The sequence below is a fragment of the Stenotrophomonas sp. 3diitr2024 genome (assembly GCF_042136455.1).
GTDB classification, from domain to species: domain Bacteria; phylum Pseudomonadota; class Gammaproteobacteria; order Xanthomonadales; family Xanthomonadaceae; genus Stenotrophomonas; species Stenotrophomonas sepilia.
The window spans coordinates 1-24132 of the sequence record NZ_JBHHMJ010000681.1; the positions used below are offsets into that span (position 1 = coordinate 1).

Below are 24132 nucleotides of genomic sequence, written 5' to 3' on the forward strand. Positions count from 1 at the left end.
AGTGTCCGCGGCATGGATGCCGCGGCCAAGCCCCCATGGATGGGTTTACGGCGTCTCCCGCAACCGGACCCACCCCGCCATCCCACGGGAAACCCGCTGTTGCTTCGGCTGTTGCTTCTGAGGTTGCCGGCCAGCGGCCGGCACTACGGCGGGTGCAGGGCGCAGCCCTGCCGATACCCCTCCCCCCGGCCGGGCTGGCAGAATAGAGATCTCTGCCGTTATCCGAAGCCGACGATGCGCCTCTCCCAGTTCCACCTGCACACCACCAAGGAAACCCCCAGCGACGCCGAGCTGACCAGCCACCGGCTGATGCTGCGCGCGGGCATGATCCGCAAGCTGGCATCGGGCCTGTACACCTGGTCGCCGCTGGGCCTGCGCGTGCTGCGCAAGGTCGAGCGCATCGTGCGCGAGGAAATGGACCGGGCCGGTGCCGTGGAATTCCAGATCCCGACCATCCAGCCGAAGGAACTGTGGGAGCAGACCGGCCGCTGGCAGAAGTTCGGCCCGCAGCTGCTGAAGATCAAGGACCGCAAGGACCAGGTGTTCTGCTACAGCCCGACCGCCGAAGAAGCCGCCTGCGACTTCGCGCGCAGCGAGCTGTCCAGCTACAAGCAGCTGCCGGTGAACTTCTATCAGGTGCAGACCAAGTTCCGCGACGAGATCCGCCCGCGCTTCGGCGTGATGCGCGCGCGCGAGTTCCTGATGAAGGACGCCTATTCGTTCCACCTGCACGATGAGTGCCTGGTGCGCGAATACGAGAACATGAAGTCGGCCTACAGCCGCATCTTCACCCGCCTCGGCCTGGACTTCCGCATGGTGCAGGCGGACTCCGGCGCGATCGGCGGCGATGCCTCGCAGGAATTCCACGTGATCGCCGATTCCGGCGAAGACGCGCTGGTGTTCTCCACCGGTTCGGACTACGCGGCGAACATGGAGGCGGCGATCGCCGCCGATCCGGCACCGCGTGCGGCCGCCACCGAAACAATGCGCAAGGTGGATACCCCCACCCAGAAGACCTGCGAGGACGTCGCGGCCCTGCTCGGCATCGACCTGCAGCGCACGGTGAAGTCGGTGGCACTGATCGCCGGCGAAGGCGAGGCACAGCAGTTCGTGCTGGTGCTGGTGCGTGGCGACCATGAGGTCAATGAGATCAAGCTGGCCAAGGTGGCCGGGCTGGACGAGCAACGCTTCGCCAGCGAGGCGGAAATCGCCGAGCACCTGGGCAGCGTGCCAGGCTTCCTCGGCCCGGTCGCGCCGGCCAAGGCCATCCGCGTGGTCGCCGATCGCGAAGTGGCGGCAATGGCCGACTTCGTCGTCGGCGCCAACGAGGCCGGTTTCCACCTGGCCGGCGTCAACTGGGGCCGCGACCTGCCGGAACCGGAAGTGGCCGACATCCGCAACGTGCGTGCCGGCGATCGTGCCGTGGACGGCGGTGAACTGAAGATCGCCCGTGGCATCGAAGTCGGCCACGTGTTCCAGCTCGGCCGCAAGTACGCCGAAGCGCTGGATGCCACCGTGCTGGATGAAAACGGCAAGGCGGCGGTGATGGCGATGGGCTGCTACGGTATCGGTATCTCGCGCGTGGTGGCTGCCGCGATCGAACAGAACCATGACGATGCCGGCATCATCTGGCCGGACGCGATGGCGCCGTGGCAGGTCGTGGTGTGCGTGATCAACCCGAAGGGCGATGCCGCCGTGGCCGACGCTGCAGCCAACCTGCTGCAGGAGCTGCGCGACGCCGGCCTGGACGCCGCGCTCGACGATCGCGGCCTGCGCCCGGGCGCGATGTTCGCCGACATGGAACTGATCGGCATCCCGCACCGCGTGGTGGTCAGCGAACGCGGCCTGGCCGCCGGCACCTACGAGTACCGCGCGCGCCGCGCCAGCGAGGCGGAGAGCCTGGACAAGGCCACCCTGCTGCAGCGACTGCAGGGCTGACGTGGAAAGACCGGGCCTGCCCCGGTCTTTTTTTTCTGCCCGCGGCCTTCGCCGATATTGCAGCGGACATAATCCGGTCAAAATCGCCGCCACGGCGCTGGTATGCCGCCACGGCATGTCCTGCCTGCATTTGTGCTGTGATTAATTCATCTCTATTCTGTCCGCCGACGCCATGGACTGGCTTGTCCCGTCCACACATTAGTTTCCGGAGTAACCGTAAATGAGCATTGACCTGACCGGCCTGTCAGCACGCGAGCTGGGCGCCCTGATCCGTACCGCCAAGAAGCAGCAGACCATCGTCGCCAAGCGCCGGCCGATCACCAAGGTGCGCGCCCAGCTGACCAAGCTGGCCAAGACCGAGGGCTACACCATCGAGGAACTGTTCGGCGACGCCCCGGCCCCGCGCGCGCGCAAGGTGGCCAAGGTCGCCAAGGCACCGTCGAAGACCGCCGGCCGCAAGCTGGGCAAGGTTGCCCCGAAGTACCGCAACCCGGCCAACCCCAAGGAAACCTGGACCGGCCGTGGCAAGCAGCCGCGCTGGATGGCTGAACTGACCGCCAAGGGCAACAAGAAGCCGGAAGATTTCCTGATCAAGAAGGCCTGAGGCCGGATCGGGGAGCAATGAAAAACGCCGGCGAAAGCCGGCGTTTCCTGTATGTTGAGCCGAGCCCACGCTCGGCTATCCATATGCAAAGCCGAACATGGGCTCGGCTCTACAGTGTCTTGCGCGCCGGCATCAGCAGGTTACCGAACAGCAGGCCCGCCACCAGCGCCATCACCACGTTCAGAACGGTGAGAAACACGCTCTGGCCGGCGCCCACGTCCTGCTGCTGGACCAGGGTCAGCACGCCACGCAGGCTGGTGCTGCCGGGCACCATCATGATGATGCCCGGCAGGCGGATGATCGCGCCCGGACGCCCGACCAGGCGTCCGAACAGGTTGCCACCGGCGGTCAGCAGCATTGCCGACAGGAAGATACCGGCCGGTGCGCCCCAGGCGTGGCCGCCGAACTTGGAGATCGCATAACCGGCCACCGAGGCGGCAATCACCCACGGATAATCGCGGCGATTGGCCTTGAACAGCATCGCGAAGGCAAATGCGGCGGTCAGCAGCGAGCCCCATTCCACCCACGGCCCCTGCGGCCGCGCGGCCCGGATCACCGGATCCAGGCCGAGCACATCGGCCAGGGTCACCGCGATCATCGCGCCGACGCTGAGCTTCATGATGGTGGTCAGCGCGCCGGCAAAGCGCGCGGTACCCGATACCCAGTGCTGGCTGGCCAGCTCATTGACCGCATTGGTCAGCGACATGCCGGGCAGCAGCACCACCAGCGAGGCGATGATCACCGTATTGAGGTTGAGCGCACCAATGAACGACGCGACCAGGGTGGCGACCATGCCGGCCAGCAGCGCGGCCAGTGCCTCGGCGGCTTCGCGGGTGGCCGGGCGGCGATCGGTGACCATGCCGAGCAGGCCGATCATCAGGCCGATGACACCGGCGGTGGCGATGTCCAGCCACGGCAGCTTCCACATGCCCGCCACGCCCGCCGCGCCGAGGCTGAACGACAGGATGGTGCGCAGCTTGCCGCGCCGGCCCGGATCCTTGTCCAGCTGGCGCAGCGCAGTGTGGCCCTGGGCGATGCTCATCCGCCCGTTGGACACTTCTTCGGCGATGTGGTCGGCAACGCTGAGCTTGTGCAGGTCGTTCTCACCCGGTGCCAGGCGGATCACGCGGGTGATGTCGCTGGAGCCGATCGCCTGGGCCGGATCGCTGAAGCTGAGGATGATGCCGGTGGGATTCGACCACGGTTCACAATCCAGATCGAGCTGGCGGGCCAGTGCAACCACCGCCGTTTCCAGGCGCTGGGCCGTGGTGCCATAGCTGTGCAGGCGTCCGGCGATCTCGGAAACGAAGGCCACGCGCTGTGCGTAGGTGGCCTGGGGCGTGGGGATCGTGTGAGCATCTGCGGACATGCGCCGTAGTATTACCTACGCTGGGGCCCACCGGAGAAATTCATCCAAGTTCGACGCGAAGCCCGATACAGAACGGTTATGCTGCGACCCGAATGGCCCACGTCACCCCGAACCTCGCCCCCCAGCTCGAACAGGATGCCCACGACCCGGGCCTGATCCGCCTGTCCGGCACCTGGACCTTGAAGACCGCGCTGGCCGCGGCCGAAGTCCTGCGCGGCGTTCCCGACGCGCTGACCGGCATCGATGCCACCGGCATCGAGCAGCTCGATTCGGCCGGCGTGCTGCAGGTGCTGCGCGTGGCCCATCGCGCCGATCTCCACGAAGACGCGCTGCAGTTCCGGCCGGACCACCAGGCGCTGGTGTGCACCATCGAGGAAGTGGCCGATGACCGGCCCAAGGCCAAGCGCGATTTCGGCGTGCTGGCCGCGCTTGAGCGGCTGGGTGTCAGCGTCCACGCCACCGGCCACAACATCAAGGCCCTGTGCAGTTTCCTCGGCGAGAACCTGGTCAAGGCGGCGCGGCTGGTCAAGGAACCCCGCCGCTTCCGGCTGACCGCCACCGTGCATCAGATGGAGCAGGTCGGGCTGGATGCGGTGCCGCTGGTGGCGCTGTTGTCCTACCTGGTGGGTGCGGTGATCGCGTTCCTCGGCTCGACCATCCTGCGCGACTTCGGCGCCGAGATCTACGTGGTCGAGCTGGTCAACATCGCTTTCCTGCGCGAGTTCGCGGTGCTGCTGACCGCGATCGTGCTGGCCGGACGTACCGCCAGCGCGTTCACCGCGCAGATCGGTGCGATGAAGGCACGCGAGGAGATCGATGCGATGCGTACGCTGGGCCTGGACCCGGTCGACCTGCTGGTGCTGCCACGCTTGCTCGCCCTGCTGGTCACCCTGCCCTTGCTGACCTTCATCGCGATGATCGCCGGCCTGGCCGGCGGCATCACCGTCGGTGCGTTCGACCTCGACATCCCGCCGCAGATGTACATCGCGCGCATGCACGAGACGATGGAAGTGCGGCACCTGCTGGTGGGCCTGTCGAAGGCGCCGGTATTCGCCCTGGTGATCGGCCTGATCGGCTGCCTGGAGGGCCTGAAGGTCGAGGGCACCGCGCAGTCGGTCGGCGAGCGCACCACCTCCAGCGTGGTGCAGACGATCTCGCTGGTGATCATCATCGACGCCTTCGCGGCGTTGTGGTTCATGCACATGGACTGGTGACATGAGCACATCCGCCCTCCCCGAATCCATCGACATGCGCGACGACCAGGGCCACGAACTGGCCATCCGCGTGCGTGGCCTGGTCAACCGGTTCGGCAGCCAGACCGTGCACGAAGACCTGGATCTGGACGTACGCCGCGGCGAAATCCTGGGCGTGGTCGGCGGCTCCGGCACCGGCAAGTCGGTGCTGATGCGCTCGATCCTCGGCCTGCGTGTGCCGGATGCTGGGCAGATCGAAGTCCTCGGCCGCGATGCGCGTGCCGACGACGCCGAGAGCCGCCTGCACATCGAACGCAATACCGGCGTGCTGTTCCAGGACGGTGCCCTGTTCTCGTCGCTGACCGTGGGTGAGAACGTCCAGGTTCCATTGAAGGAACACCACCGCGAACTGCCCGAGCGCTGGCACTACGAACTGGCGCTGCTGAAAGTGAAACTGGCCGGCCTGCCTGCCGACGCGATCAACAAGCTGCCTTCGCAGCTGTCCGGCGGCATGCGCAAGCGCGCCGGCCTGGCCCGGGCGCTGGCGCTGGATCCGCCGTTGCTGTTCCTGGACGAACCCACCGCCGGGCTCGACCCGATCGGCGCGGCCGCGTTCGACCGCCTGATCAAGACGCTGCAGGAAGCGCTGGGGCTGACCGTGTTCCTGATCACCCACGACCTGGACACGCTGTACGCCATCTGCGATCGCGTCGCCGTGCTGGCCGACCGCAGGGTGGTGGCCAATGCGCCGCTGCCCGACATCGAGAAACTGGATCATCCGTGGATCCAGGAATACTTCCACGGACCCCGCGCGCGCGCCGCGCGTGGCGAACAGATCGAGAGTGCCTGAGCCATGGAAACCAAAGCCAACTACGTGCTGATCGGCGCGTTCACCCTGATCACCGGCCTGGCCCTGCTGGCCTTCGGCCTGTGGGCGGCCAAGTACTCCTCCGACCGCACCTGGCAGGAGTACCGCGTGGTGTTCCGCGAAGCGGTGACCGGCCTGTCGGTGGGCAGCCCGGTGCAGTACAACGGCATCGCGGTGGGCTCGATCACCGAACTGAACCTGGTGCCGGACGACCCGCGCCAGGTGGTCGCGCGCATCCGCCTGAACTCCAACACGCCGGTCAAGACCGATACCCGCGCCAAGCTGGCGATCACCAGCCTGACCGGCCCGTCGATCATCCAGCTCAGCGGCGGCACGCCGCAGTCGCCGGCATTGACCACGGTCAACAAGGATCCGGCACCGATCATCCCGACCACGCCCTCGGCGCTGCAGAACATCACCGACGTGGCCAACCGCATCGTCGAGCGCATGGACCAGATCCTCAGCGACCGCAACGTGGCCTCGATCAACGCGACGCTGGCCAACCTGGAGACGATCAGTGGTGGCCTGGCCGACCGTGACCAGGGTACGCAGGCGCTGCTGCTCAGCGCGCGCGATGCCGCCCGCAGCCTGGACACCACGCTGAAGACCACCAACGGCACCATCGAGCGCCTGGACAGGAACCTGGTGCAGCAGCTGCCCGGCATCATCGACAAGCTCGACACGACCCTGGCCAAGCTCGATTCGGCCGCCGGCAACGCCGATTCGATCCTTGGCGAGAACCGCGCCGCGATCAACAGCTTTGCCAACGATGGCCTTGGCCAGCTGGGCCCGACGCTGACCGAACTGCGCGGCCTGATCCGCGACCTGCGCCGGGTCAGCGACCGCCTCGAGAACAACCCCGCGCGCTACCTGCTGGGCCGCGACGCACCGAAGGAGTTCGAACCCAAATGAGCCCGACCACCCTTCCGCGCCTGCTGCTGGCCGCTTCGATGGTCACCCTGCTGGGCGGCTGCTCCATCCTCGGCAGCAGCGAGAAAACCGCGGTGACGCTGTACTCGCCGTCCGTGCAGGTCAAGGCGGACCCGGCGTGGCCGCAGGCCAGCTGGCAGCTGGTGCTGGCCAAGCCCAGCGCCGCGCGCATGGTCGACAGCCCGCGCATCAATGTGCGGCCGACACCCTCCCAGCTTGAGATCTACAAGGGGGCCAGCTGGGCGCAGCCGGCCACCGACATGATCGAGGACACTTTGCTGCGTGGCTTCGAGGATTCCGGCCGCATCCGCGGCGTGGCCCGCAGCACTGCCGGCATCCGCGCCGACTACAAGCTGTCCACCGACGTGCGCCGCTTCGAATCGGATTACCAGGGCCAGGCCACGCCGACCGTGGTGATCGAGGTCAGCGCCAAGCTGATCCATGTCGCCGACCAGCGCGTGGTGGCCGACCGCACCTTCCGCCAGGCGCAGCCGGTCGGCAGCACCGACATACCGGCGGTGACCGCGGCGTTCGAGCGTGGCCTGCAGCAGCTGGCGCAGGACATGGTGGGCTGGACGTTGACCAGCGGCCAGGCCGACCAGCCGAACGTTGCACGCTGATCTCCGCATTCGCCGGGCACGTGGTTGCGGGGTCAGATCCCTTTCCTGCCGGAAAAGATCTGACCCCTTCTTCGTCAACGTGGGGTAATCCAGCGGAACGTCAGGTTGATGCGCTCGCCCTGCACCCGCGTCATCTTCGGCAACGCGTGCTGGTAGAAGCGCTGGGTCTGCCCGGCCATCAGCAGCAGGTCACCATGGCCAAGCACGAACTCGGCCTTGCGCGCCGGATCGTCGCGTCGGCGCAGCAGGAAACGGCGCGCCGCACCCAGGCTCAGCGACGCGATCACCGGGGCCGGCCCCAGCTCCGGCTCGTCATCGCTGTGCCAGCCCATGTAGTCGCCGCCGCCGCGATAGCGGTTCAGCAGCACGCTGTTGAAGCGGCCGTAGCCTTCGGCCCGCAGGCGCTCGCGCACGGCCTGCAACACAGGCGGCCACGGATGCGGCACGAACTCGGCACCGGAGTAGCGGTAGCGCGCCTGCGGGTCGCCGATCCAGCAGCTCAGCCGCGGCGAATCCACCCAGTTGCCGAACATCCGGATGCGGTGGACCTCCCACCGCACGTCGGCCTGCAACGCCCCCATGAGCTGGTCGGCGTCGGCAGCGGCCAGCCAGCCCGGCAGGTGCTGGACGTCGGCGTCGGGCAGGTCGTGGGGGAACAGCATGTTCACACGCTAGCACGGCGGCGTTTGCCGTCATCGCCGCCAGCACTGAAAATGGCTCCATGACCGTTGCCCAGATGCCGATACCGTCCGATTGCCACCAGTTGCGGGTACTCGCCCGATGAGCGTGCGTCAATCACTGTTCCCGTTGCTGCGCGCCGTGTTCCGCGCCTTGCCGCTGTCGCAGGCACAGCGCGACCGCCTGCGTACCCGCTGGCTGGCCCGGCACGGCGACTGGGTGCCCCCGCCACCGAAGGGACAGCAGGGCACGGGCGGGCTGCGGGCCAGCGCGCAACTGCGCTGGCGCGCCGACGAGGCCGCGATCGGCTACCGCCGGCACCAGAAGGCCGCGCTGCCGGAGCCGATGCCCGCCACGCTGGTCGCGTTCTACCTCCCGCAGTTCCACACCTTCCCAGAGAATGACGCTTGGTGGGGCAAGGGCTTCACCGAATGGCGCAACGTCACCCGAGCGCTGCCACAGTTCGAAGGCCACATCCAACCGCGGCTTCCGGCCGATCTGGGTTTCTATGACCTGCGCAACCCGCAGGTGATGCGTGACCAGGCGCAGCTTGCCGCCGAGCATGGCATCGGCGCGTTCTGCTTCTATTACTACTGGTTCAGCGGCCGCACGCTGATGGAAGACCCGCTGCGCCAATGGCTGGCCGACGACAGCATCGAACTGCAGTTCTGCCTGTGCTGGGCCAATGAAAACTGGGCGCGACGCTGGGACGGCCGCGACGACGATATCCTGATCGGCCAGCAGCACAGCGCTGAGGACGATCTGGCCTTCATCGCACATGTCGCGCCCTACCTGCGCGACCGCCGTGCATTGAAGGTCGAGGGGCGGCCGATGCTGCTGGTCTATCGCCCGAACCTGCTGCCCGACGCCAGTGCGACTGCCGAGCGCTGGCGCCGCTGGTGCCGCGACAACGGTGTAGGCGAGATCCACCTGGCCTACGTCCAGGGCTTCGAGCGCCCCGACCCGCGCGACATCGGATTCGATGCGGCGGTCGAGTTCCCGCCCAACATGAGTAATCCGCGCTCACTTTCGGCGCAGCAGTGGCTGCTCAATCCCGACTTCAATGGCGACGTGCGCGACTGGCGCGAACTGGCCAGCGGAATCGCCGCCCGTCCGCTGCCCGATTACCCGCTCTATCCCGGGGTCAACCCCGGTTGGGACAACGAGGCCCGACGTTCCGGTCGCGGCCGCGTGTACCTGCACGCTTCACCACGTGGTTACCGTGACTGGTTGCGCACCACGATCCATGAACGCCTCTCCGCAGCACCGCAGGCGCAGCGACTGGTGTTCATAAACGCCTGGAACGAGTGGGCTGAAGGTGCCGTGCTGGAACCGGATGCCCGCCTCGGCCATGCCTGGCTGCAGGCCACCCGTGAGGCGCTGTTGCCGGCGCCGGCACCGCGTCCGGCACCGGCAGTACATCTCCATGCCTGGTACCTGGAAACGCTGCCGGAGGTGCTGTCCGCGCTGCGCGAGGCAGCACTGGACTGGACAATCGTAGTGACCACGCCGGTTACGCAGATCGATCAGGTTCGGCAGGCCCTGGTGGCACACGGACTTGAGGGTGAGGTGGTGGCCGTGGACAATCACGGTCGCGACATCCTGCCGTTCCTGGAGGTCGCCGAACGGCTCCTCCAGGCAGGGCACGAAGTGGTGCTGAAACTGCACACGAAACGCTCAACCCATCGCGCAGATGGCGACCAATGGCGGCAGGAACTACTGCAACGGCTGGTACAGGGCGGACGCGCCGCACGCATCCTTGCCGCCTTCCAGGCCGACCCCGGACTGGGCATGGTGGTGGCCGAAGGGCATCTGCTTCCCGTTGCCGAATTCGTCGGTGGCAATGGCCCCCTACTGGCACGGCTGCAGGCGCGGCTTGGACTGCCCCCCCCCGTGGACACCAGTCGATTCGGCGCCGGCAGTATGGGCTGGTGGCGGCTTCAGGCCCTGCGCCCATTATTGGACGCGCACCTGTATCGCAGCGCATTCGACATCGAGCAGGGCCAGATCGATGGAACACTGGCCCATGCCGTTGAACGTGTATTGGGTGCGTGCTGTGAACACGCTGGACTGCGCATCACGACAGCCGCAGCCTGCCTCGGCGAGGCCGATGCCAGCAGCGACGAGTACGCCTACGCCCGACGCAGCTGACATGGAGGGGGCACAACGCGCCCCCTCGCCCGTATCGATCAGTCGCGCTGGAACGCAACGCCGGTCTTTTCCTTCAGCTCTTGATCGCTGACGCCCGGCGCGGCTTCCACCAGCTGCAGACCAGTATCGGTCACGTCGAACACGGCCAGGTCGGTGATGATGCGGTCGACCACACCAACACCCGTCAACGGCAGCGTGCATTCGGCCAGGATCTTGTGCTCGCCGTTCTTGGCCGTGTGCTCCATCAGCACCACCACACGCTGCACGCCAGCCACCAGGTCCATGGCGCCGCCCATGCCCTTGACCATCTTGCCGGGCACCATCCAGTTGGCCAGGTCGCCCTTGTCGGTCACCTGCATGGCACCAAGGATGGCCAGGTTCACATGGCCACCGCGGATCATCGCGAAGCTGTCGTGGCTGCCGAAGTAGCTGGCACCGGCACGCGCGGTGACGGTCTGCTTGCCGGCATTGATCAGGTCGGCGTCAACTTCAGCGTCGGTCGGGAACGGGCCGATGCCGAGCAGGCCGTTCTCCGATTGCAGCCATACGTCCACGCCTTCGGGAATGTGGTTGGCAACCAGCGTCGGCAGGCCGATGCCCAGGTTCACGTAGGCGCCGTCGGTCAGCTCCTGGGCAGCGCGTGCCGCCATCTCGTCACGGGTCCACGCCATGTCAGTTGCCCTCCGCGCGGATGGTGCGCTGTTCGATTCGCTTTTCAGGATGCGGGTTGTGCACGATGCGGTGCACATAGATGCCCGGCAGGTGCACCTGGTCCGGGTCGATGGCGCCGACCGGCACCACCTCTTCCACTTCCACGATGCAGACCTTGCCGGCCATCGCGCAGGCCGGGTTGAAGTTGCGCGCGGTCTTGCGGAACACAAGGTTGCCAGCCTCGTCGGCCTTCCAGGCCTTGACCAGCGCCACGTCGGCGCGCAACGCGGTCTCCATCACGTAGTGCTTGCCGTCGAATTCGCGGGTTTCCTTGCCCTCGGCCACCACCGTGCCGTAGCCGGTGGCAGTGAAGAACGCGGGGATGCCCGCGCCGCCGGCACGCAGGCGCTCGGCCAGGGTGCCCTGCGGGTTGAATTCCAGCTCCAGCTCACCGGCCAGGAACTGCCGCTCGAATTCCTTGTTCTCGCCCACGTAGGACGAAATCATCTTCTTGATCTGCCGCGTTTCCAGCAGCTGGCCCAGGCCGAAGCCATCGACGCCGGCATTGTTGGAGATCACGGTCAGGTCCTTGACGCCGCTGTCGCGCAGCGCAGCGATCAGCGCCTCGGGAATGCCGCACAAGCCAAAGCCGCCCACGGCCAGGGTCTGGCCGTGGGCGACCACGCCCTGCAAGGCCTCCGCCGCACTGGCGTAGCGCTTGCTGCGCTTGCCGCTGGAAGTCGATTGCTGCATTGCTGTACTGCCCTGCACGTTGAGGATGACAGCATTCTAGCTGGAGGGCGGCGAAGGGCCTGGATGCGCCGCAGCATTGACGAAGCGCCGGGCGGGCATTGGGTAGAATGGCTGATTCCACCCAGAAGGGTGCCTCATCGCCTGCGCCCGTCCATCTACGATGACGCTGACCTTCACCGACGAAGACCTGTTCCGCTGGATCGACGAATGGACACTGCAGAAAAGCGAGCAGTGCCTGGGTGGCGTGCGCAACCGGCAACTTCGCGAGGGTCTGCTGACGGCCGAGGTGCAAGGTTCGGCCAAGCATCCCTACCACGTGGAGATCGATCTGGCCGCCAGTATGCGCACCGCGCGCAGCCGCCTGCAGAGTGCCTGCTCCTGCCCCGTCGGCCGCGCCTGCAAGCATGTGGCGGCGGTGCTGGTCTCCCACATGCTGGAACCGCTGGCCATGGATGAGAGCCCCCTGACCGTACAGGACCTGGCGCAACCGCCGCGTGCTGAATTGCTGGCGGATCTCTCGCGTTGGCAGAGCACCCGGATCCAGCCGGCTCCGCCACGCCGGAACGGTGTCATCTTCGAACTGTCCACCTACAACCATCGCCCCGCCGTGCTGGTCCGGCGCGTCAAGTACGGTGCCGATGGTGCGATCAACCCGGGCAAGTGGATGGATATCACCGCAGACCTGCTGCTGGAGCCCCCCGCATACCTCACCCCGACTGATCTGGCGGTGATGATCCAGCTACGCACCCAGCGGCAGCCCGCGACGAAAGACGAATGGATCGACTTCGCGGCCACCCTGCAGCTGATCGTCTCAAGCGGCCATGGCTGGGTCTCATGCGGTACGCAGGACGTGCCGGCCCGGTCGGGCGCTCCACGCCGCGGCGAACTGGGCTGGGCCGTTGACATGGCGCAGGGCGCGACGCTGCTGGAACCCACGTTGAGCGTGGAGGGCGGCGCCAGAGGCATGGTCCTGGGCCGGAGCGCGTGCTATCTGGATCCGGTCACCGGCGAGGTCGGCCCACTGCTGCTGGATGTCAGGCCCGAGGACGCCGACGCCTTCCTGAGCCTGCCCAGTTTGTTACCCAATGAAGCGTCGGTGGTCGCACAGATGCTGCAGCAGATCGACTCTGCGCTGCCGCGCCCCGGTGCAAGCGACACGCTGCCCACCCTGCAGATCACCTCGATGATTCCCGTGCTGCGCCTGCATACGATCGAGTTCCGGCCGGCATGGCTTGGCCGCCGCGACCCTTCGCAGTGGGCCGATGTCGCGACCGTGGCCTTCGAATACGGCGAGCACATCCGGTTCCTGGATGATCCGAGCCTGTTCGCACACGATCCGGAGGGCCAGCTTGCGCTGCTGCCTCGCGACCTGGCTGAGGAATCACGCCGCGAGGCCGAGCTGCGCACGGTGGGGCTATATCGCGACACGGCCCCGCGGGCGCCATTGGAGGGCGCTGGACCTCAGTTCCAGCTGCGCACCCATGACTGGACACGGTTTCTGCTGGACGACGTGCCGCGCCTGGAAGCCTTGGGCTGGAAGGTGGAGACGGACGACGATTTCCGCCATCGCATCACCTGGGTGGATGAGATCGACCTGGACATCCAGGCGGACCCGGCGGATGCGGGCTGGTTCCGCCTGGGCCTGGACATCCAGGTGGAAGGCCGCAACGTGTCGATGGTTCCGCTGCTGCAACAGGTGCTGCAGTCCGATCCCCGCTGGATGCGTGGCCAGCTGGACGCCATCGGCGACGATGAGAACATCCTGTTGACGACGGGCGACAACACGCGCCTGGCATTGCGGGCCGCACGACTGAAGCCGATCATGGCCCTGTTGGCGGACCTGTTCGCCCAGCGTGGCGCGCCGCTGCGCCTGTCTGCGCTTGACCGTGGCCGCCTGCAGGCGCTGCAGGACACGGCGCGCCTGCAGTTCCGGGGGCGCAAGGACACCCAGGCGCTGGTGCAGCGGCTGATGCAGGCACCCGCATTGGGTGAAGTGCCGCCGCCGGCAGGGCTGGTGGCGACGCTGCGTCCCTATCAGCGCGAAGGACTGTCGTGGCTCCAGTACCTGCGCCAGCAGGGCCTGGGGGGCGTGCTGGCCGATGACATGGGCCTGGGCAAAACCGTGCAGACGCTGGCGCATGTGCTGGTCGAGAAGGAAACCGGTCGCCTGGACCGTCCGGCGCTGCTGGTGGTGCCCACTTCGCTGCTGCACAACTGGCAGAACGAAGCGGCACGCTTCACCCCGGGCCTGCGCGTGCTGACCCTGCACGGGCCGGCACGTGAAACGCTGTTCGAGGCGATTCCCGGGCACGACCTTGTACTGACCACCTACCCTCTGCTGTGGCGCGACGAGCAGGCGCTGCAGGCACATGCCTACCATCTGCTGATTCTGGATGAAGCCCAGCAGGTGAAGAATCCGAAGTCACGCGCGGCCATCACCCTGCGCACGCTGCAGGCGCGCCACCGGCTGTGCCTGACCGGCACGCCGCTGGAAAACCACCTGGGCGAACTGTGGACGCAGTTCGACTTCCTGCTGCCCGGCCTGCTAGGCAGCGAGAAACAGTTCAACCAGCATTGGCGCCATCCGATCGAACGCGGCAGCGACCACCGCCGCGCCACGTTGCTGGCGCAACGGCTGCGTCCGTTCATCCTGCGCCGGCGCAAGGACCAGGTGGCGTCAGAGCTTCCGCCCAAGACTCTCATTACCCGCGCGGTGGAAATGGAGGGCGGCCAGCGTGATCTCTATGAAACCGTGCGCGCAGCGATGGAAAAGCAGGTGCGCGAGGCCATCAGCGGCAGCGGACTGGCGCGCAGCCATATCGTGGTGCTGGATGCACTCCTGAAGTTGCGCCAGGTCTGCTGCGATCCGCGCCTGCTGCCTGGTGATGCCCCGGCGCGCAATGCGGGCTCAGCCAAGCTGGACCTGCTGCGTGAGATGCTGCCGTCGATGGTCGAGGAGGGCCGGCGCATCCTGTTGTTCTCGCAGTTCACCGGCATGCTGGCGTTGATCGCGCAGGCGCTGGATGATCTGGGCCTGGCCTACGTGACCCTGACCGGCGACACCCAGGACCGGGCCACGCCCGTGCAGCGCTTCATGCAGGGCGAAGTGCCGGTATTCCTGATCAGCCTGAAGGCAGGTGGCGTCGGGTTGAACCTGACCGCCGCCGATACCGTCATCCACTTCGACCCGTGGTGGAACCCAGCGGCCGAAAACCAGGCCAGCGATCGCGCCCATCGGATCGGCCAGCAGCAGCCGGTGTTCGTCTACCGGCTGATCGCCGCAGGCAGCATCGAAGAACGGATTGCCGAGCTGCAGGAGCGCAAGGCCACGCTGGCCGACTCCATTCTCGAAGGCGGCGGCGCTACGGGGCCGCGCTTCAGCGAAGAAGACGTGCAGGCGCTGCTGGCGCCGTTGCCGGGCCTGCCCGGCAAGCGTTTGCGTAAAGCGGGCAAGCGGTCGACGCGAACCTGACCCTCGGACGCCAGTCACGTGGCGTTGCGGCATGGAAACGATTCCCATACAGGACTGGGACTACAATCGTGGGCTGAGTTCCCCAAGGATCCCTATCAATGCCTCTGCCCGCCTTCAAGGCCTATGACATCCGCGGCCGTGTGCCGGAAGAACTGAACGAAGACCTGGCCCGCCGCATCGGCGTCGCCTTGGCCGCGCAGCTCGCTCCCGGTCCAGTGGTCCTCGGCCATGATGTGCGCCTGACCAGCCCCGCGCTGCAGGATGCATTGGCCGCAGGCCTGCGCGGTACCGGGCGCGAGGTGATCGACATCGGACTGTGCGGCACGGAAGAAGTCTATTTCCAGACCGACCATCTGGGCGCGGCCGGCGGCGTGATGGTCACCGCCAGCCACAACCCGATGGACTACAACGGCATGAAGCTGGTCAAGGAGAACGCGCGGCCGATCAGCTCCGATACCGGCCTGTTCGCGATTTCCGATGCGGTCGCCGCCGACACGTCCGAGGCGCAACCGCCGCGTGCCGCGCAGAGCGCCCGGCACGACAAGAGCGCGTATATCCAGCATCTGCTGAGCTATGTCGATGCTGGCAAGCTGCGCCCACTGAAGCTGGTGGTCAACGCCGGCAACGGCGGCGCCGGTGCCATCGTCGACCTGCTGGCACCGCACCTGCCGTTCGAGTTCATCCGCATCTGCCACGAACCGGACGGCAGCTTCCCCAACGGCATTCCCAACCCGCTGCTGCCGGAGAACCGCGCCGCCACTGCCGACGCGGTGCGCGAACACGGCGCCGATTTCGGCATTGCCTGGGATGGTGACTTCGACCGTTGCTTCTTCTTCGACCACACCGGCCGCTTCATCGAGGGCTACTACCTGGTCGGCCTGCTGGCCAAGGCAATCCTGGCGCGCAACCCCGGCGGCAAGGTCGTGCACGACCCGCGCCTGGTCTGGAACACCGTGGACATGGTCGAACAGGCCGGCGGCGTACCGGTGCAGTGCAAGAGCGGCCACGCTTTCATCAAGGAAAAGATGCGCGCCGAAGACGCGGTGTACGGCGGCGAGATGAGCGCCCACCACTATTTCCGCGAGTTCGCCTATGCCGACTCGGGCATGATCCCGTGGCTGCTGATCGCCCAGCTGGTTTCCGAAAGCGGGCGCTCGCTGGCCGATTGGGTCGAAGACCGCATGGCTGCCTACCCCTGCAGCGGCGAAATCAATTTCAAGGTCAGCGATGCCAAGGCCGCCGTCGCGCGCGTGATGGAGCACTTCGCGGCGCAGTCGCCCACGCTGGACCACACCGATGGCATCAGTGCCGACTTCGGCGACTGGCGCTTCAACCTGCGCAGCTCCAACACCGAGCCGCTGCTGCGCCTGAATGTCGAAGCCCGGGGCGATGCCGCGCTGATGCAGGCGCGCACCGACGACATCTCCCGCCTCATCCAGCAGTAACCGAGGAACGCATGAGCAGCATCCAGCCCGTCATCCTGTCCGGTGGATCCGGTACCCGCCTGTGGCCGCTTTCGCGCGAGGCGTATCCGAAGCAGTTCCTGCCCTTGGCGGGCGAACTGACGATGCTGCAGGCCACCTGGAAGCGCGTGGCGCCGATCGCCGCGCGCGGACCGCTGGTGATCGCCAACGAAGAGCATCGCTTCGTCGCCGCCGAGCAGCTGCAGCAGGTTGGCGCCGAGCCGGCCGCGATCATCCTGGAGCCGGTCGGCCGCAACACGGCCCCGGCGATCGCAGTGGCCGCGCTGGAAGCCACCCGCGACGGTGCCGACGCCCTGCTGCTGGTGCTGCCGTCCGACCACGTGATCACCAACGAGACCGCATTTCGCAGCGCCGTGCAGGCGGCAGCCGGCGCTGCCGAGGCCGGCAAGCTGGTCACCTTCGGCATCGTGCCGACCGGACCGGAAACCGGCTACGGCTACATCAAGGCCGCCGATGGCCAGGGCCTGCGTGCGGTCGAGCGCTTCGTCGAGAAGCCCGACCTGGATACCGCGACCGGCTATGTCAGCAGCGGCCAGTATTACTGGAACAGTGGCATGTTCCTGTTCAAGGCCTCGCGCTACCTGCAGGAGCTGGAACGCTTCCAGCCCGCGATGCTGGCTGGCAGCCGCCAGGCCTGGCAGCAGGCCCGCCGCGACGCCGACTTCACCCGCCTGGACAAGGACGCCTTCACTGCCGTTCCGTCCGATTCGATCGACTACGCGGTGATGGAGAAGACCGCCGATGCGGTGGTGATTCCACTGGATGCGGGCTGGAACGATGTCGGTTCGTGGACTGCGCTGCGCGATGTCTCGCAGCAGGACGGCGATGGCAATGCCCACCAGGGCGACGTGATCGCCATCGACTGCCGCAATACCTATGCCTACGGCCAGCGCCTGGTGGCCATGGTCGGCCTCGATGACGTGATCGTGGTCGAGACCGACGATGCCGTACTGGTCGGCAAAGCCGACCGCATGCAGGAGGTCAAGACCGTGGTGGCACAGCTGAAGGCCGAAGGCCGCAGCGAGGCCACCTGGCATCGCAAGGTCTATCGCCCGTGGGGCGCCTACGATTCGATCGACAACGGCGAGCGCTTCCAGGTCAAGCGCATCACGGTCAAGCCCGGTGGCACGCTCAGCCTGCAGATGCACCACCATCGCGCCGAGCACTGGATCGTGGTCAGTGGCACCGCCGAGGTGACCCGTGGCGATGAAGTGATCCTGCTCAGCGAGAACCAGAGCACCTACATTCCGCTGGGCGTGACCCACCGCCTGCGCAACCCGGGCAAGCTGCCGCTGGAACTGATCGAAGTGCAGTCCGGCAGCTACCTCGGCGAGGATGACATCGTGCGCTTCGAGGATACCTACGGGCGCAGTTGAGGTTTGCCCGGGGTCGGATCCGGTTGCTGCGCAGCGGGCTCTGACCCGTTCCTGATCGGCCCGGCCGCGCGGCATCGCCGGGCACGGCCCGGCGCTACGGCCATCAGGCCAGCTCCGCCATCACCCGCTTCAGGCCGTCCTGCCAGGTTGGCAGCACGATACCGAAATCCTGCTGCAGCTTGCGGTTGTCCAGCACCGACCAGGCTGGACGCTTGGCCGGGGTCGGATACTCGGAGCTGGGAATCGCCTCGACCGTCGGCACCTTGGCCAACACGCCGGTAGCCAACGCTTCGGCGAAGATCGCCTCGGCAAAACCATGCCAGCTGGTCTGGCCGCTGGCGGTCAGGTGCCAGGTCCCGGACAGCTGCCCGGGATGCTGCAACGCCTGCAGGGTGACATCGGCGATCAGCGCGGCAGGCGTCGGCGTGCCGACCTGGTCGGCCACCACCCGCAACGCATCGCGCTCGGCCCCGACGCGCAGCATGGTGCGCAGGAAATTCGCGCCGTGCGAGGCATACACCCACGCCGTGCGGAAAATCAGATGGCGGCCACCGGCCGCACGCACCGCGTCCTCGCCATCGCGCTTGCTGGTGCCATACACGCCCAGCGGTGCGGTCGGCTCGTCCTCGCGGTAGGGCGCGCTGCCCTGGCCATCGAACACGTAGTCGGTGGAGTAATGCACGAACGGCACGCCATGTGCCGCACACCAGCGCGCGATCACGCCCGGCGCCTGCGCATTGGCGGCGAAGGCAGCTTCAACCTCCTGCTCGGCACGATCAACGGCGGTATAGGCGGCCGCATTGACCACCAGCGAGGGCTGCACGCGGTCCAGCAATGCCGGCAGGCTGTCGGGCTGGCCGAAATCGGCTGTTTCGCAGGTACTTCCGTCGGGCAGGACGCCGCTGCGGGTGGTCGCGACCACCTTGCCCAGCGGTGCCAGCGCGCGCAGCAGCTCCTGGCCGACCTGGCCGTTGCCACCGAACACCAGCACGGTCATGGCACGTAGACCGGCAGGCGGTCTTCAGCAATGCCCTTCAGGAACGGTGCGTTCTCGTCCTTGGCCGACAAGGTCGGTGCGCTGATCGGCCAGTCCACGGCGATGTCCGCATCGTTCCAGCGCACGCCAGCATCGAAGTCCTTGAGGTAAACCTCGGTGCACAGGTAGCTGAACACCGCACGCTCGGACAGCACGGCGAAACCGTGGGCGAAGCCCTCCGGAATCCAGAACTGCTTCTTGTTCTCCGCGCTCAGCACCACCGCTTCCCACTGGCCGAAGGTCGGCGAGCCACGACGGATGTCGACGGCCACGTCATAGACCTCGCCTTCGAGCACGCTGACCAGCTTGCCCTGCGGGCGCGGCCACTGGTAATGCAGGCCGCGCAGCACGCCCTGCGCGGACGTCGACACGTTGCTCTGCACGAAACGGTCCGGCAGGCCCAGCGCAGCAAAGCGCTCGGCGTTCCAGGTTTCGAAGAAATAACCGCGGGCATCGCCGAACACCGCCGGCTCGATCACCACGCAACCGGGCAACTTGGTTTCAATCACTTTCACGGAACGACTCCACGCAGGGCAAGCTTGTGCAGGTACTGGCCGTAGCCATTCTTGATCAGCGGCGCAGCCAGTGCTTCCAGCTGCTCGGCGTTGATCCAGCCCTTGCCGAACGCGATTTCTTCCGGGCAGCAGACCTGCAGGCCCTGGCGGGTCTGGATGGTCTCGATGAAGTTGGAGGCCTCCAGCAGCGACTGGTGCGTGCCGGTATCGAGCCAGGCATAGCCACGGCCGAGGGCCTCCAGGTGCAGGTGGCCCTCGCGCAGGTAGCGCTGGTTCAGATCGGTGATCTCCAGCTCGCCACGCGGCGACGGCTTGAGCTCGGCCGCATAGTCGCTGGCATTGCCATCGTAGAAGTACAGGCCGGTCACCGCGTAGTTCGAACGCGGATTCTCCGGCTTCTCGACCAGATCGATGACCCTGCCGTCCTTATCGAACTCGGCTACTCCGTAACGTTCCGGGTCGTTGACCCAGTAACCGAATACGGTCGCGCCCTGCTCTCGCTGGTCGGCGTTGCGCAGCACTTCGCGCAGGCCGTGGCCGTGGAAGATGTTGTCGCCCAGCACCAGGCAGCTCGGCTTGCCGGCGACGAAGTCGCGGCCGATCAGGTAGGCCTGGGCCAGGCCGTCCGGACTCGGCTGCACCGCGTACTGGATGTCCATACCCCACTGCGAGCCGTCGCCCAGCAGCTGCTGGAACAGCGCCTGCTCGTGCGGGGTGTTGATGATCAGAACTTCGCGGATGCCCGCCAGCATCAGCACGCTGAGCGGGTAGTAGATCATCGGCTTGTCGTACACCGGCAGCAGCTGCTTGCTGACGCCCTTGGTGATCGGATACAGCCGGGTGCCGGAGCCGCCGGCGAGGATGATGCCTTTACGCTGCGTCATGTCGTCTCCAGGGTTCAGGCCGCAGTGCCGATGCGCTGCAGACGGTAGCTGCCGTCCAGCACGCCGTTGACCCAGTCCTGGTTGTCCAGGTACCAGTCGACGGTAAAGGCGATGCCCTGCTCGAAGGTGTAGGCCGGTTCCCAGCCCAGATCGTTCTTCAGCTTGGACGCATCGATCGCATAGCGGCGATCATGGCCGGGGCGGTCGGTGACATAGGTGATCTGGCTGCTGCGCGGCTGGCCATCCGCGCGCGGGCGGCGCTGGTCCAGCAGGGCGCAGATCGCCTGCACCACTTCGATGTTCTGCTTTTCCGAATTGCCGCCGACGTTGTAGGTCTCGCCGACCTTGCCCTTGGCCAGCACGGTGCGGATCGCCTCACAGTGGTCGGAAACGAACAGCCAGTCGCGCACCTGCTTGCCATCGCCGTACACCGGCAGCGGCTCGCCGGCCAGCGCCTTGGCGATCACCAGCGGGATCAGCTTCTCCGGGAAGTGATACGGGCCGTAGTTGTTGGAGCAGTTGGTGGTCAGCACCGGCAGCCCGTAGGTGTGGTGGAAGGCACGCACCAGGTGGTCCGAAGCGGCCTTCGACGCCGAATACGGGGAATTCGGGGCGTACGGCGTGGTTTCGCTGAACTTGCCGGTCTCGCCCAGGGTGCCGTACACCTCGTCGGTGGACACGTGCAGGAAGCGGAAGGCCGCGCCCTGCTCGGCCGGCAACGCCTTCCAGTAATCACGCACGGCTTCCAGCAGGCCCAAGGTCCCGACTACATTGGTCTGGATGAACGCACCCGGGCCATCGATGGAACGGTCGACGTGGCTCTCGGCGGCGAAATTGAGCACCGCGTCCGGCTGGTGTTCGGCCAGCAGGCGGGTGACCAGGGCGCTGTCGCCGATGTCACCCTGCACGAACACATGGTTCGGGTTGCCGTCCAGGCTGGACAGGGTCTTCAGGTTGCCGGCATAGGTCAGGGCGTCGAGATTGATGACCTTGACGCCACGTGCGACGGCCTCGAGAACGAAGTTACCGCCAATGAATCCGGCACCGCCGGTGACAAGCCATGTGGGCACTACCTGTTCTCCTGATCGAAATTCATCCAAGGGGCGCCATGAAGCACCCCAGCACAGCAGCACAGGATACATGTGGTTCGTCTTCACGACTGCCTGCGTGACGTGAACGACGCACTGGATTCACGCGAGCCATGCCGCAGCGCAGCATAACCATACGCATTCGCATGGTCCCCTCAAGCCAGCTAGAATCGGGATCCCACCCCCGAACCGGTTGCTGTTGCAGGACCGGACGTTCTCCCCGTTATTGAAGGACCCCGTACCAGATGAAAATCCTCGTCGCGTACAAGCGCGTGGTGGACTACAACGTCCGCATTCAGGTCAAGCCGGACGGTTCCGGCGTGGTCACCGACGGCGTCAAGCTGTCCCCCAACCCCTTCGATGAAATCGCCCTGGAAGAAGCGCTGCGCCTGCGCGACAAGGGCATCGCCAGCGAAGTCGTGGTCGCCACCATTGCTCCGGCCGATGCCCAGGCGCACCTGCGCAACGGCCTGGCCATGGGCGCCAACCGCGCCATCCATGTGGTCACCGACCAGGCCATCCAGCCGCTGACCGCCGCACGGACCCTGCTCAAGCTGATCGAGAAGGAACAGCCGGACCTGGTGATCCTCGGCAAGCAGGCCATCGACGACGACGCCAACCAGACCGGCCAGATGCTGGCCACGCTGTGGGGCCGCCCGCAGGCGACCTTCGCCAGCAAGCTGGACATTGCCGACGGCAAGGCCACGGTGACCCGCGAAGTCGACGCCGGCCTGGAAACGCTGGAAGTCGATCTGCCGGCGGTGGTCACCACCGACCTGCGCCTGAACGAGCCGCGCTTCATCAAGCTGCCGGACATCATGAAGGCCAAGGCCAAGCCGCTGGAAACCCTGCAGCTGGCCGATCTCGGCGTTGAAGCCGCCGACACCTTCAAGACCACCCAGTACGCCGCGCCGTCCAAGCGCAGCAAGGGTGTGATGGTCAAGGACGCGGCCGAACTGGTTGCCGCACTCAAGCAGAAGGGGTTGCTGTAATGAGCAGGATTCTCGTCATCGCCGAGCACCACGACGGCAAGCTCAACGCCGCCACCGCCAAGACCGTCAGCGCCGCCGCCGCGATCGGCGGTGCCAGCATCGACGTGCTGGTGCTGGCCGCCGACCCGGCCGCCGTGGCTGCCGAGGCCGCGAAGATCGCCGGCGTCGCCAAGGTCCTGACCGTGGCCAACGCCGCCAACGCGCAGGCCATCGCCCAGGTACTGGCACCGCAGATCGCGCAGCTGGCCAAGGGCTACACCCACGTGTTCGGCCCGTCGACCACCTTCGGCAAGGACCTGATGCCGTGCGTGGCCGCGCTGCTCGGCGTCAACCAGGTCTCCGACCTGATGACTGTCGAAGGCAGCCACACCTTCAAGCGCCCGATCTACGCCGGCAACGCGATCATCACCGTGGAAGCACCGGCCGACCAGATCGTGGTCGCCACCGTGCGTGCCGCGTCGTGGCCGGAAGCCGCCCAGGGTGGCAGCGCCGCCATCGAAGCGGCCAGCGTCGATGCTGCCCTGCCGACCCACACCCGCTTTGTCGGCCTCGCCGCTGGTGCCAGCGACCGCCCGGACCTGCAGAGCGCCAAGCGCGTGGTCTCCGGTGGCCGTGGCGTCGGCTCGGAAGAAAACTTCAAGGTCATCTTCCAGCTGGCCGACAAGCTCGGTGCCGCCGTCGGTGCCTCGCGTGCCGCGGTCGATGCCGGCTACGTGCCCAGCGACCTGCAGGTCGGCCAGACCGGCAAGATCATCGCACCGGAACTGTATGTGGCCGTGGGTATCAGCGGTGCGATCCAGCACCTGACCGGCATCAAGGATGCCGGCACGATCGTGGCGATCAACAAGGATCCGGATTCGCCGATCTTTGAGATTGCCGATATCGGCCTGGTGGGGGATCTGTTTGCGATCCTGCCGGAGCTGGAAGCTGCGCTCTGACATCGGATTGGCTGTTGGTCAGGGCGTCCTTGGGCGCCCTGGTCCACGCTGGAAAGTGCATGACACCAAGATTCCTACGCTTTCTGGTTTCTGGCGGCTCCGCCGCCGCTGTGGAGTACGCCGCGTTCTTCGTGCTGCAATCCACTCTGGGCCCTTCCTGGCTGCTGGCCAGTCAGTCGCTCAGCTTCGCGTGTGGTTTTGTGGTCAGCTTCCTGCTGAACCGTCACTGGGTGTTCCATAGCGAAGGGAAGGCCGGACAGGAGCTGCTCAAGTACGGAATCGTCGCAGGTATCAATCTTGCCGCCGGCAATCTGGCGATGCTGTTGATGGTGGGAACCGCGGGGATGCATCCGCTCATCGCCAAGTTCATTGTGATGGGAATGATCGCCGCTTGGAATTACCTGATATTTTCCCGACTGGTTTTCAGCACAAGCGCTGCGCAGCGGTGATCGCCCAAGCAAGCCAAGGGTCGCGGGCGACACCAAGAATCCAGTAGCGAACCAGAAGAACAGTATGTTCCGTAGGCATGAACCGGCATCAATCGATGTCGGTTTTTTTTTTGCGAACAAGGCAGCCGGTCTCATGATCCGGC

At 66.5% G+C, this 24132-nt stretch carries 21 protein-coding genes; 13 read left to right on the forward strand and 8 right to left on the reverse strand.

The window, feature by feature from the left end; translation table 11 throughout:
• Positions 1-234 precede the first annotated feature (234 nt).
• Both ABGA94_RS17250 and ABGA94_RS17255 read left to right on the forward strand, forming a co-directional pair.
• Positions 235-1938 (forward strand): proline--tRNA ligase, encoded by a 1704-nt coding sequence (locus ABGA94_RS17250; protein ID WP_005415204.1) that lies wholly within the window; start codon positions 235-237, stop codon positions 1936-1938.
• 220 nt (positions 1939-2158) lie between these two features.
• Complete coding sequence (locus ABGA94_RS17255; protein WP_005415203.1) at positions 2159-2542, forward strand: H-NS family nucleoid-associated regulatory protein; 384 nt, start codon at positions 2159-2161, stop codon at positions 2540-2542.
• A gap of 109 nt (positions 2543-2651) precedes the next feature.
• Here the strand turns inward: ABGA94_RS17255 and ABGA94_RS17260 are convergent, their stop codons facing one another.
• Positions 2652-3911, reverse strand: coding sequence for a threonine/serine exporter ThrE family protein (locus ABGA94_RS17260; protein WP_005415202.1), 1260 nt, complete (start codon positions 3909-3911; stop codon positions 2652-2654).
• A 92-nt stretch (positions 3912-4003) separates the two neighbouring features.
• Between ABGA94_RS17260 and ABGA94_RS17265 the strand changes: the two genes are divergently transcribed.
• The 4 genes from ABGA94_RS17265 to ABGA94_RS17280 are packed head-to-tail and all read left to right on the forward strand — an operon-like array spanning position 4004 to position 7522.
• The gene (locus ABGA94_RS17265) at positions 4004-5125 is read left to right on the forward strand and encodes an ABC transporter permease (protein WP_065179137.1); all 1122 of its coding nucleotides are present in this window, start codon (positions 4004-4006) and stop codon (positions 5123-5125) included.
• Between the two features lies 1 nt (position 5126).
• Positions 5127-5954 carry an ABC transporter ATP-binding protein gene (locus tag ABGA94_RS17270; RefSeq protein ID WP_061480218.1) on the forward strand — a complete coding sequence of 276 codons (828 nt, stop codon included), beginning with the start codon at positions 5127-5129 and terminating at the stop codon, positions 5952-5954.
• A 3-nt stretch (positions 5955-5957) separates the two neighbouring features.
• On the forward strand, positions 5958-6884 hold the full coding sequence (locus tag ABGA94_RS17275) for an MlaD family protein (protein ID WP_005415199.1): 927 nt from the start codon (positions 5958-5960) through the stop codon (positions 6882-6884).
• Positions 6881-7522, forward strand: a complete 642-nt coding sequence (locus tag ABGA94_RS17280; RefSeq protein WP_005415198.1) for an ABC-type transport auxiliary lipoprotein family protein — start codon at positions 6881-6883, stop codon at positions 7520-7522. The genes ABGA94_RS17275 and ABGA94_RS17280 overlap by 4 nt, the downstream gene beginning before the upstream one ends.
• Positions 7523-7596: 74 nt before the next feature.
• Here the strand turns inward: ABGA94_RS17280 and ABGA94_RS17285 are convergent, their stop codons facing one another.
• Positions 7597-8184: an alpha-ketoglutarate-dependent dioxygenase AlkB gene (locus ABGA94_RS17285; protein WP_188248437.1), complete on the reverse strand. Its 588-nt coding sequence runs from the start codon at positions 8182-8184 to the stop codon at positions 7597-7599.
• A gap of 118 nt (positions 8185-8302) precedes the next feature.
• Here ABGA94_RS17285 and ABGA94_RS17290 point away from each other — a divergent pair, with 118 nt between their 5' ends.
• Positions 8303-10351 carry a glycoside hydrolase family 99-like domain-containing protein gene (locus ABGA94_RS17290; protein ID WP_197599129.1) on the forward strand — a complete coding sequence of 683 codons (2049 nt, stop codon included), beginning with the start codon at positions 8303-8305 and terminating at the stop codon, positions 10349-10351.
• Between the two features lie 38 nt (positions 10352-10389).
• Here the strand turns inward: ABGA94_RS17290 and ABGA94_RS17295 are convergent, their stop codons facing one another.
• Positions 10390-11022: a CoA transferase subunit B gene (locus ABGA94_RS17295; protein ID WP_005415195.1), complete on the reverse strand. Its 633-nt coding sequence runs from the start codon at positions 11020-11022 to the stop codon at positions 10390-10392.
• 1 nt (position 11023) lies between these two features.
• A complete protein-coding gene (locus tag ABGA94_RS17300; protein ID WP_134955496.1) occupies positions 11024-11755 on the reverse strand; it encodes a CoA transferase subunit A in 732 nt (243 codons plus the stop codon).
• 160 nt (positions 11756-11915) lie between these two features.
• Between ABGA94_RS17300 and ABGA94_RS17305 the strand changes: the two genes are divergently transcribed.
• From ABGA94_RS17305 to ABGA94_RS17315, 3 genes are all read left to right on the forward strand, one after another.
• Complete coding sequence (locus ABGA94_RS17305) at positions 11916-15227, forward strand: SNF2-related protein (RefSeq protein WP_375367844.1); 3312 nt, start codon at positions 11916-11918, stop codon at positions 15225-15227.
• 98 nt (positions 15228-15325) lie between these two features.
• Positions 15326-16672, forward strand: a complete 1347-nt coding sequence (locus tag ABGA94_RS17310; RefSeq protein ID WP_065196222.1) for a phosphomannomutase/phosphoglucomutase — start codon at positions 15326-15328, stop codon at positions 16670-16672.
• A gap of 11 nt (positions 16673-16683) precedes the next feature.
• Positions 16684-18087: a mannose-1-phosphate guanylyltransferase/mannose-6-phosphate isomerase gene (locus ABGA94_RS17315; RefSeq protein WP_065179127.1), complete on the forward strand. Its 1404-nt coding sequence runs from the start codon at positions 16684-16686 to the stop codon at positions 18085-18087.
• 103 nt (positions 18088-18190) lie between these two features.
• Here ABGA94_RS17315 and rfbD read toward each other — a convergent pair whose 3' ends face one another.
• From rfbD to rfbB, 4 genes are read right to left on the reverse strand one after another with little or no spacing between them, the layout of a single operon-like run.
• Complete coding sequence (gene rfbD / locus ABGA94_RS17320; RefSeq protein WP_197599126.1) at positions 18191-19084, reverse strand: dTDP-4-dehydrorhamnose reductase; 894 nt, start codon at positions 19082-19084, stop codon at positions 18191-18193.
• Complete coding sequence (rfbC, locus tag ABGA94_RS17325) at positions 19081-19638, reverse strand: dTDP-4-dehydrorhamnose 3,5-epimerase (protein WP_005415189.1); 558 nt, start codon at positions 19636-19638, stop codon at positions 19081-19083. Before rfbC ends, rfbD begins: the two co-directional genes overlap by 4 nt.
• Positions 19635-20522, reverse strand: coding sequence for a glucose-1-phosphate thymidylyltransferase RfbA (rfbA, locus tag ABGA94_RS17330; protein ID WP_005415188.1), 888 nt, complete (start codon positions 20520-20522; stop codon positions 19635-19637). The genes rfbC and rfbA overlap by 4 nt, the downstream gene beginning before the upstream one ends.
• A gap of 14 nt (positions 20523-20536) precedes the next feature.
• Positions 20537-21592, reverse strand: a complete 1056-nt coding sequence (rfbB, locus tag ABGA94_RS17335) for a dTDP-glucose 4,6-dehydratase (RefSeq protein ID WP_005415187.1) — start codon at positions 21590-21592, stop codon at positions 20537-20539.
• 263 nt (positions 21593-21855) lie between these two features.
• Here rfbB and ABGA94_RS17340 point away from each other — a divergent pair, with 263 nt between their 5' ends.
• Genes ABGA94_RS17340 through ABGA94_RS17350 form a run of 3 tightly spaced genes read left to right on the forward strand, consistent with a single transcriptional unit; the run spans position 21856 to position 23989 of the window.
• Complete coding sequence (locus ABGA94_RS17340; protein ID WP_005415186.1) at positions 21856-22602, forward strand: electron transfer flavoprotein subunit beta/FixA family protein; 747 nt, start codon at positions 21856-21858, stop codon at positions 22600-22602.
• Entirely contained in the window at positions 22602-23540 is a 939-nt protein-coding gene (locus tag ABGA94_RS17345; RefSeq protein ID WP_197599125.1) for an electron transfer flavoprotein subunit alpha/FixB family protein, read from the forward strand. The genes ABGA94_RS17340 and ABGA94_RS17345 overlap by 1 nt, the downstream gene beginning before the upstream one ends.
• A 59-nt stretch (positions 23541-23599) precedes the next feature.
• Positions 23600-23989, forward strand: coding sequence for a GtrA family protein (locus ABGA94_RS17350; RefSeq protein WP_005415184.1), 390 nt, complete (start codon positions 23600-23602; stop codon positions 23987-23989).
• The last annotated feature ends 143 nt before the right edge of the window (positions 23990-24132 follow it).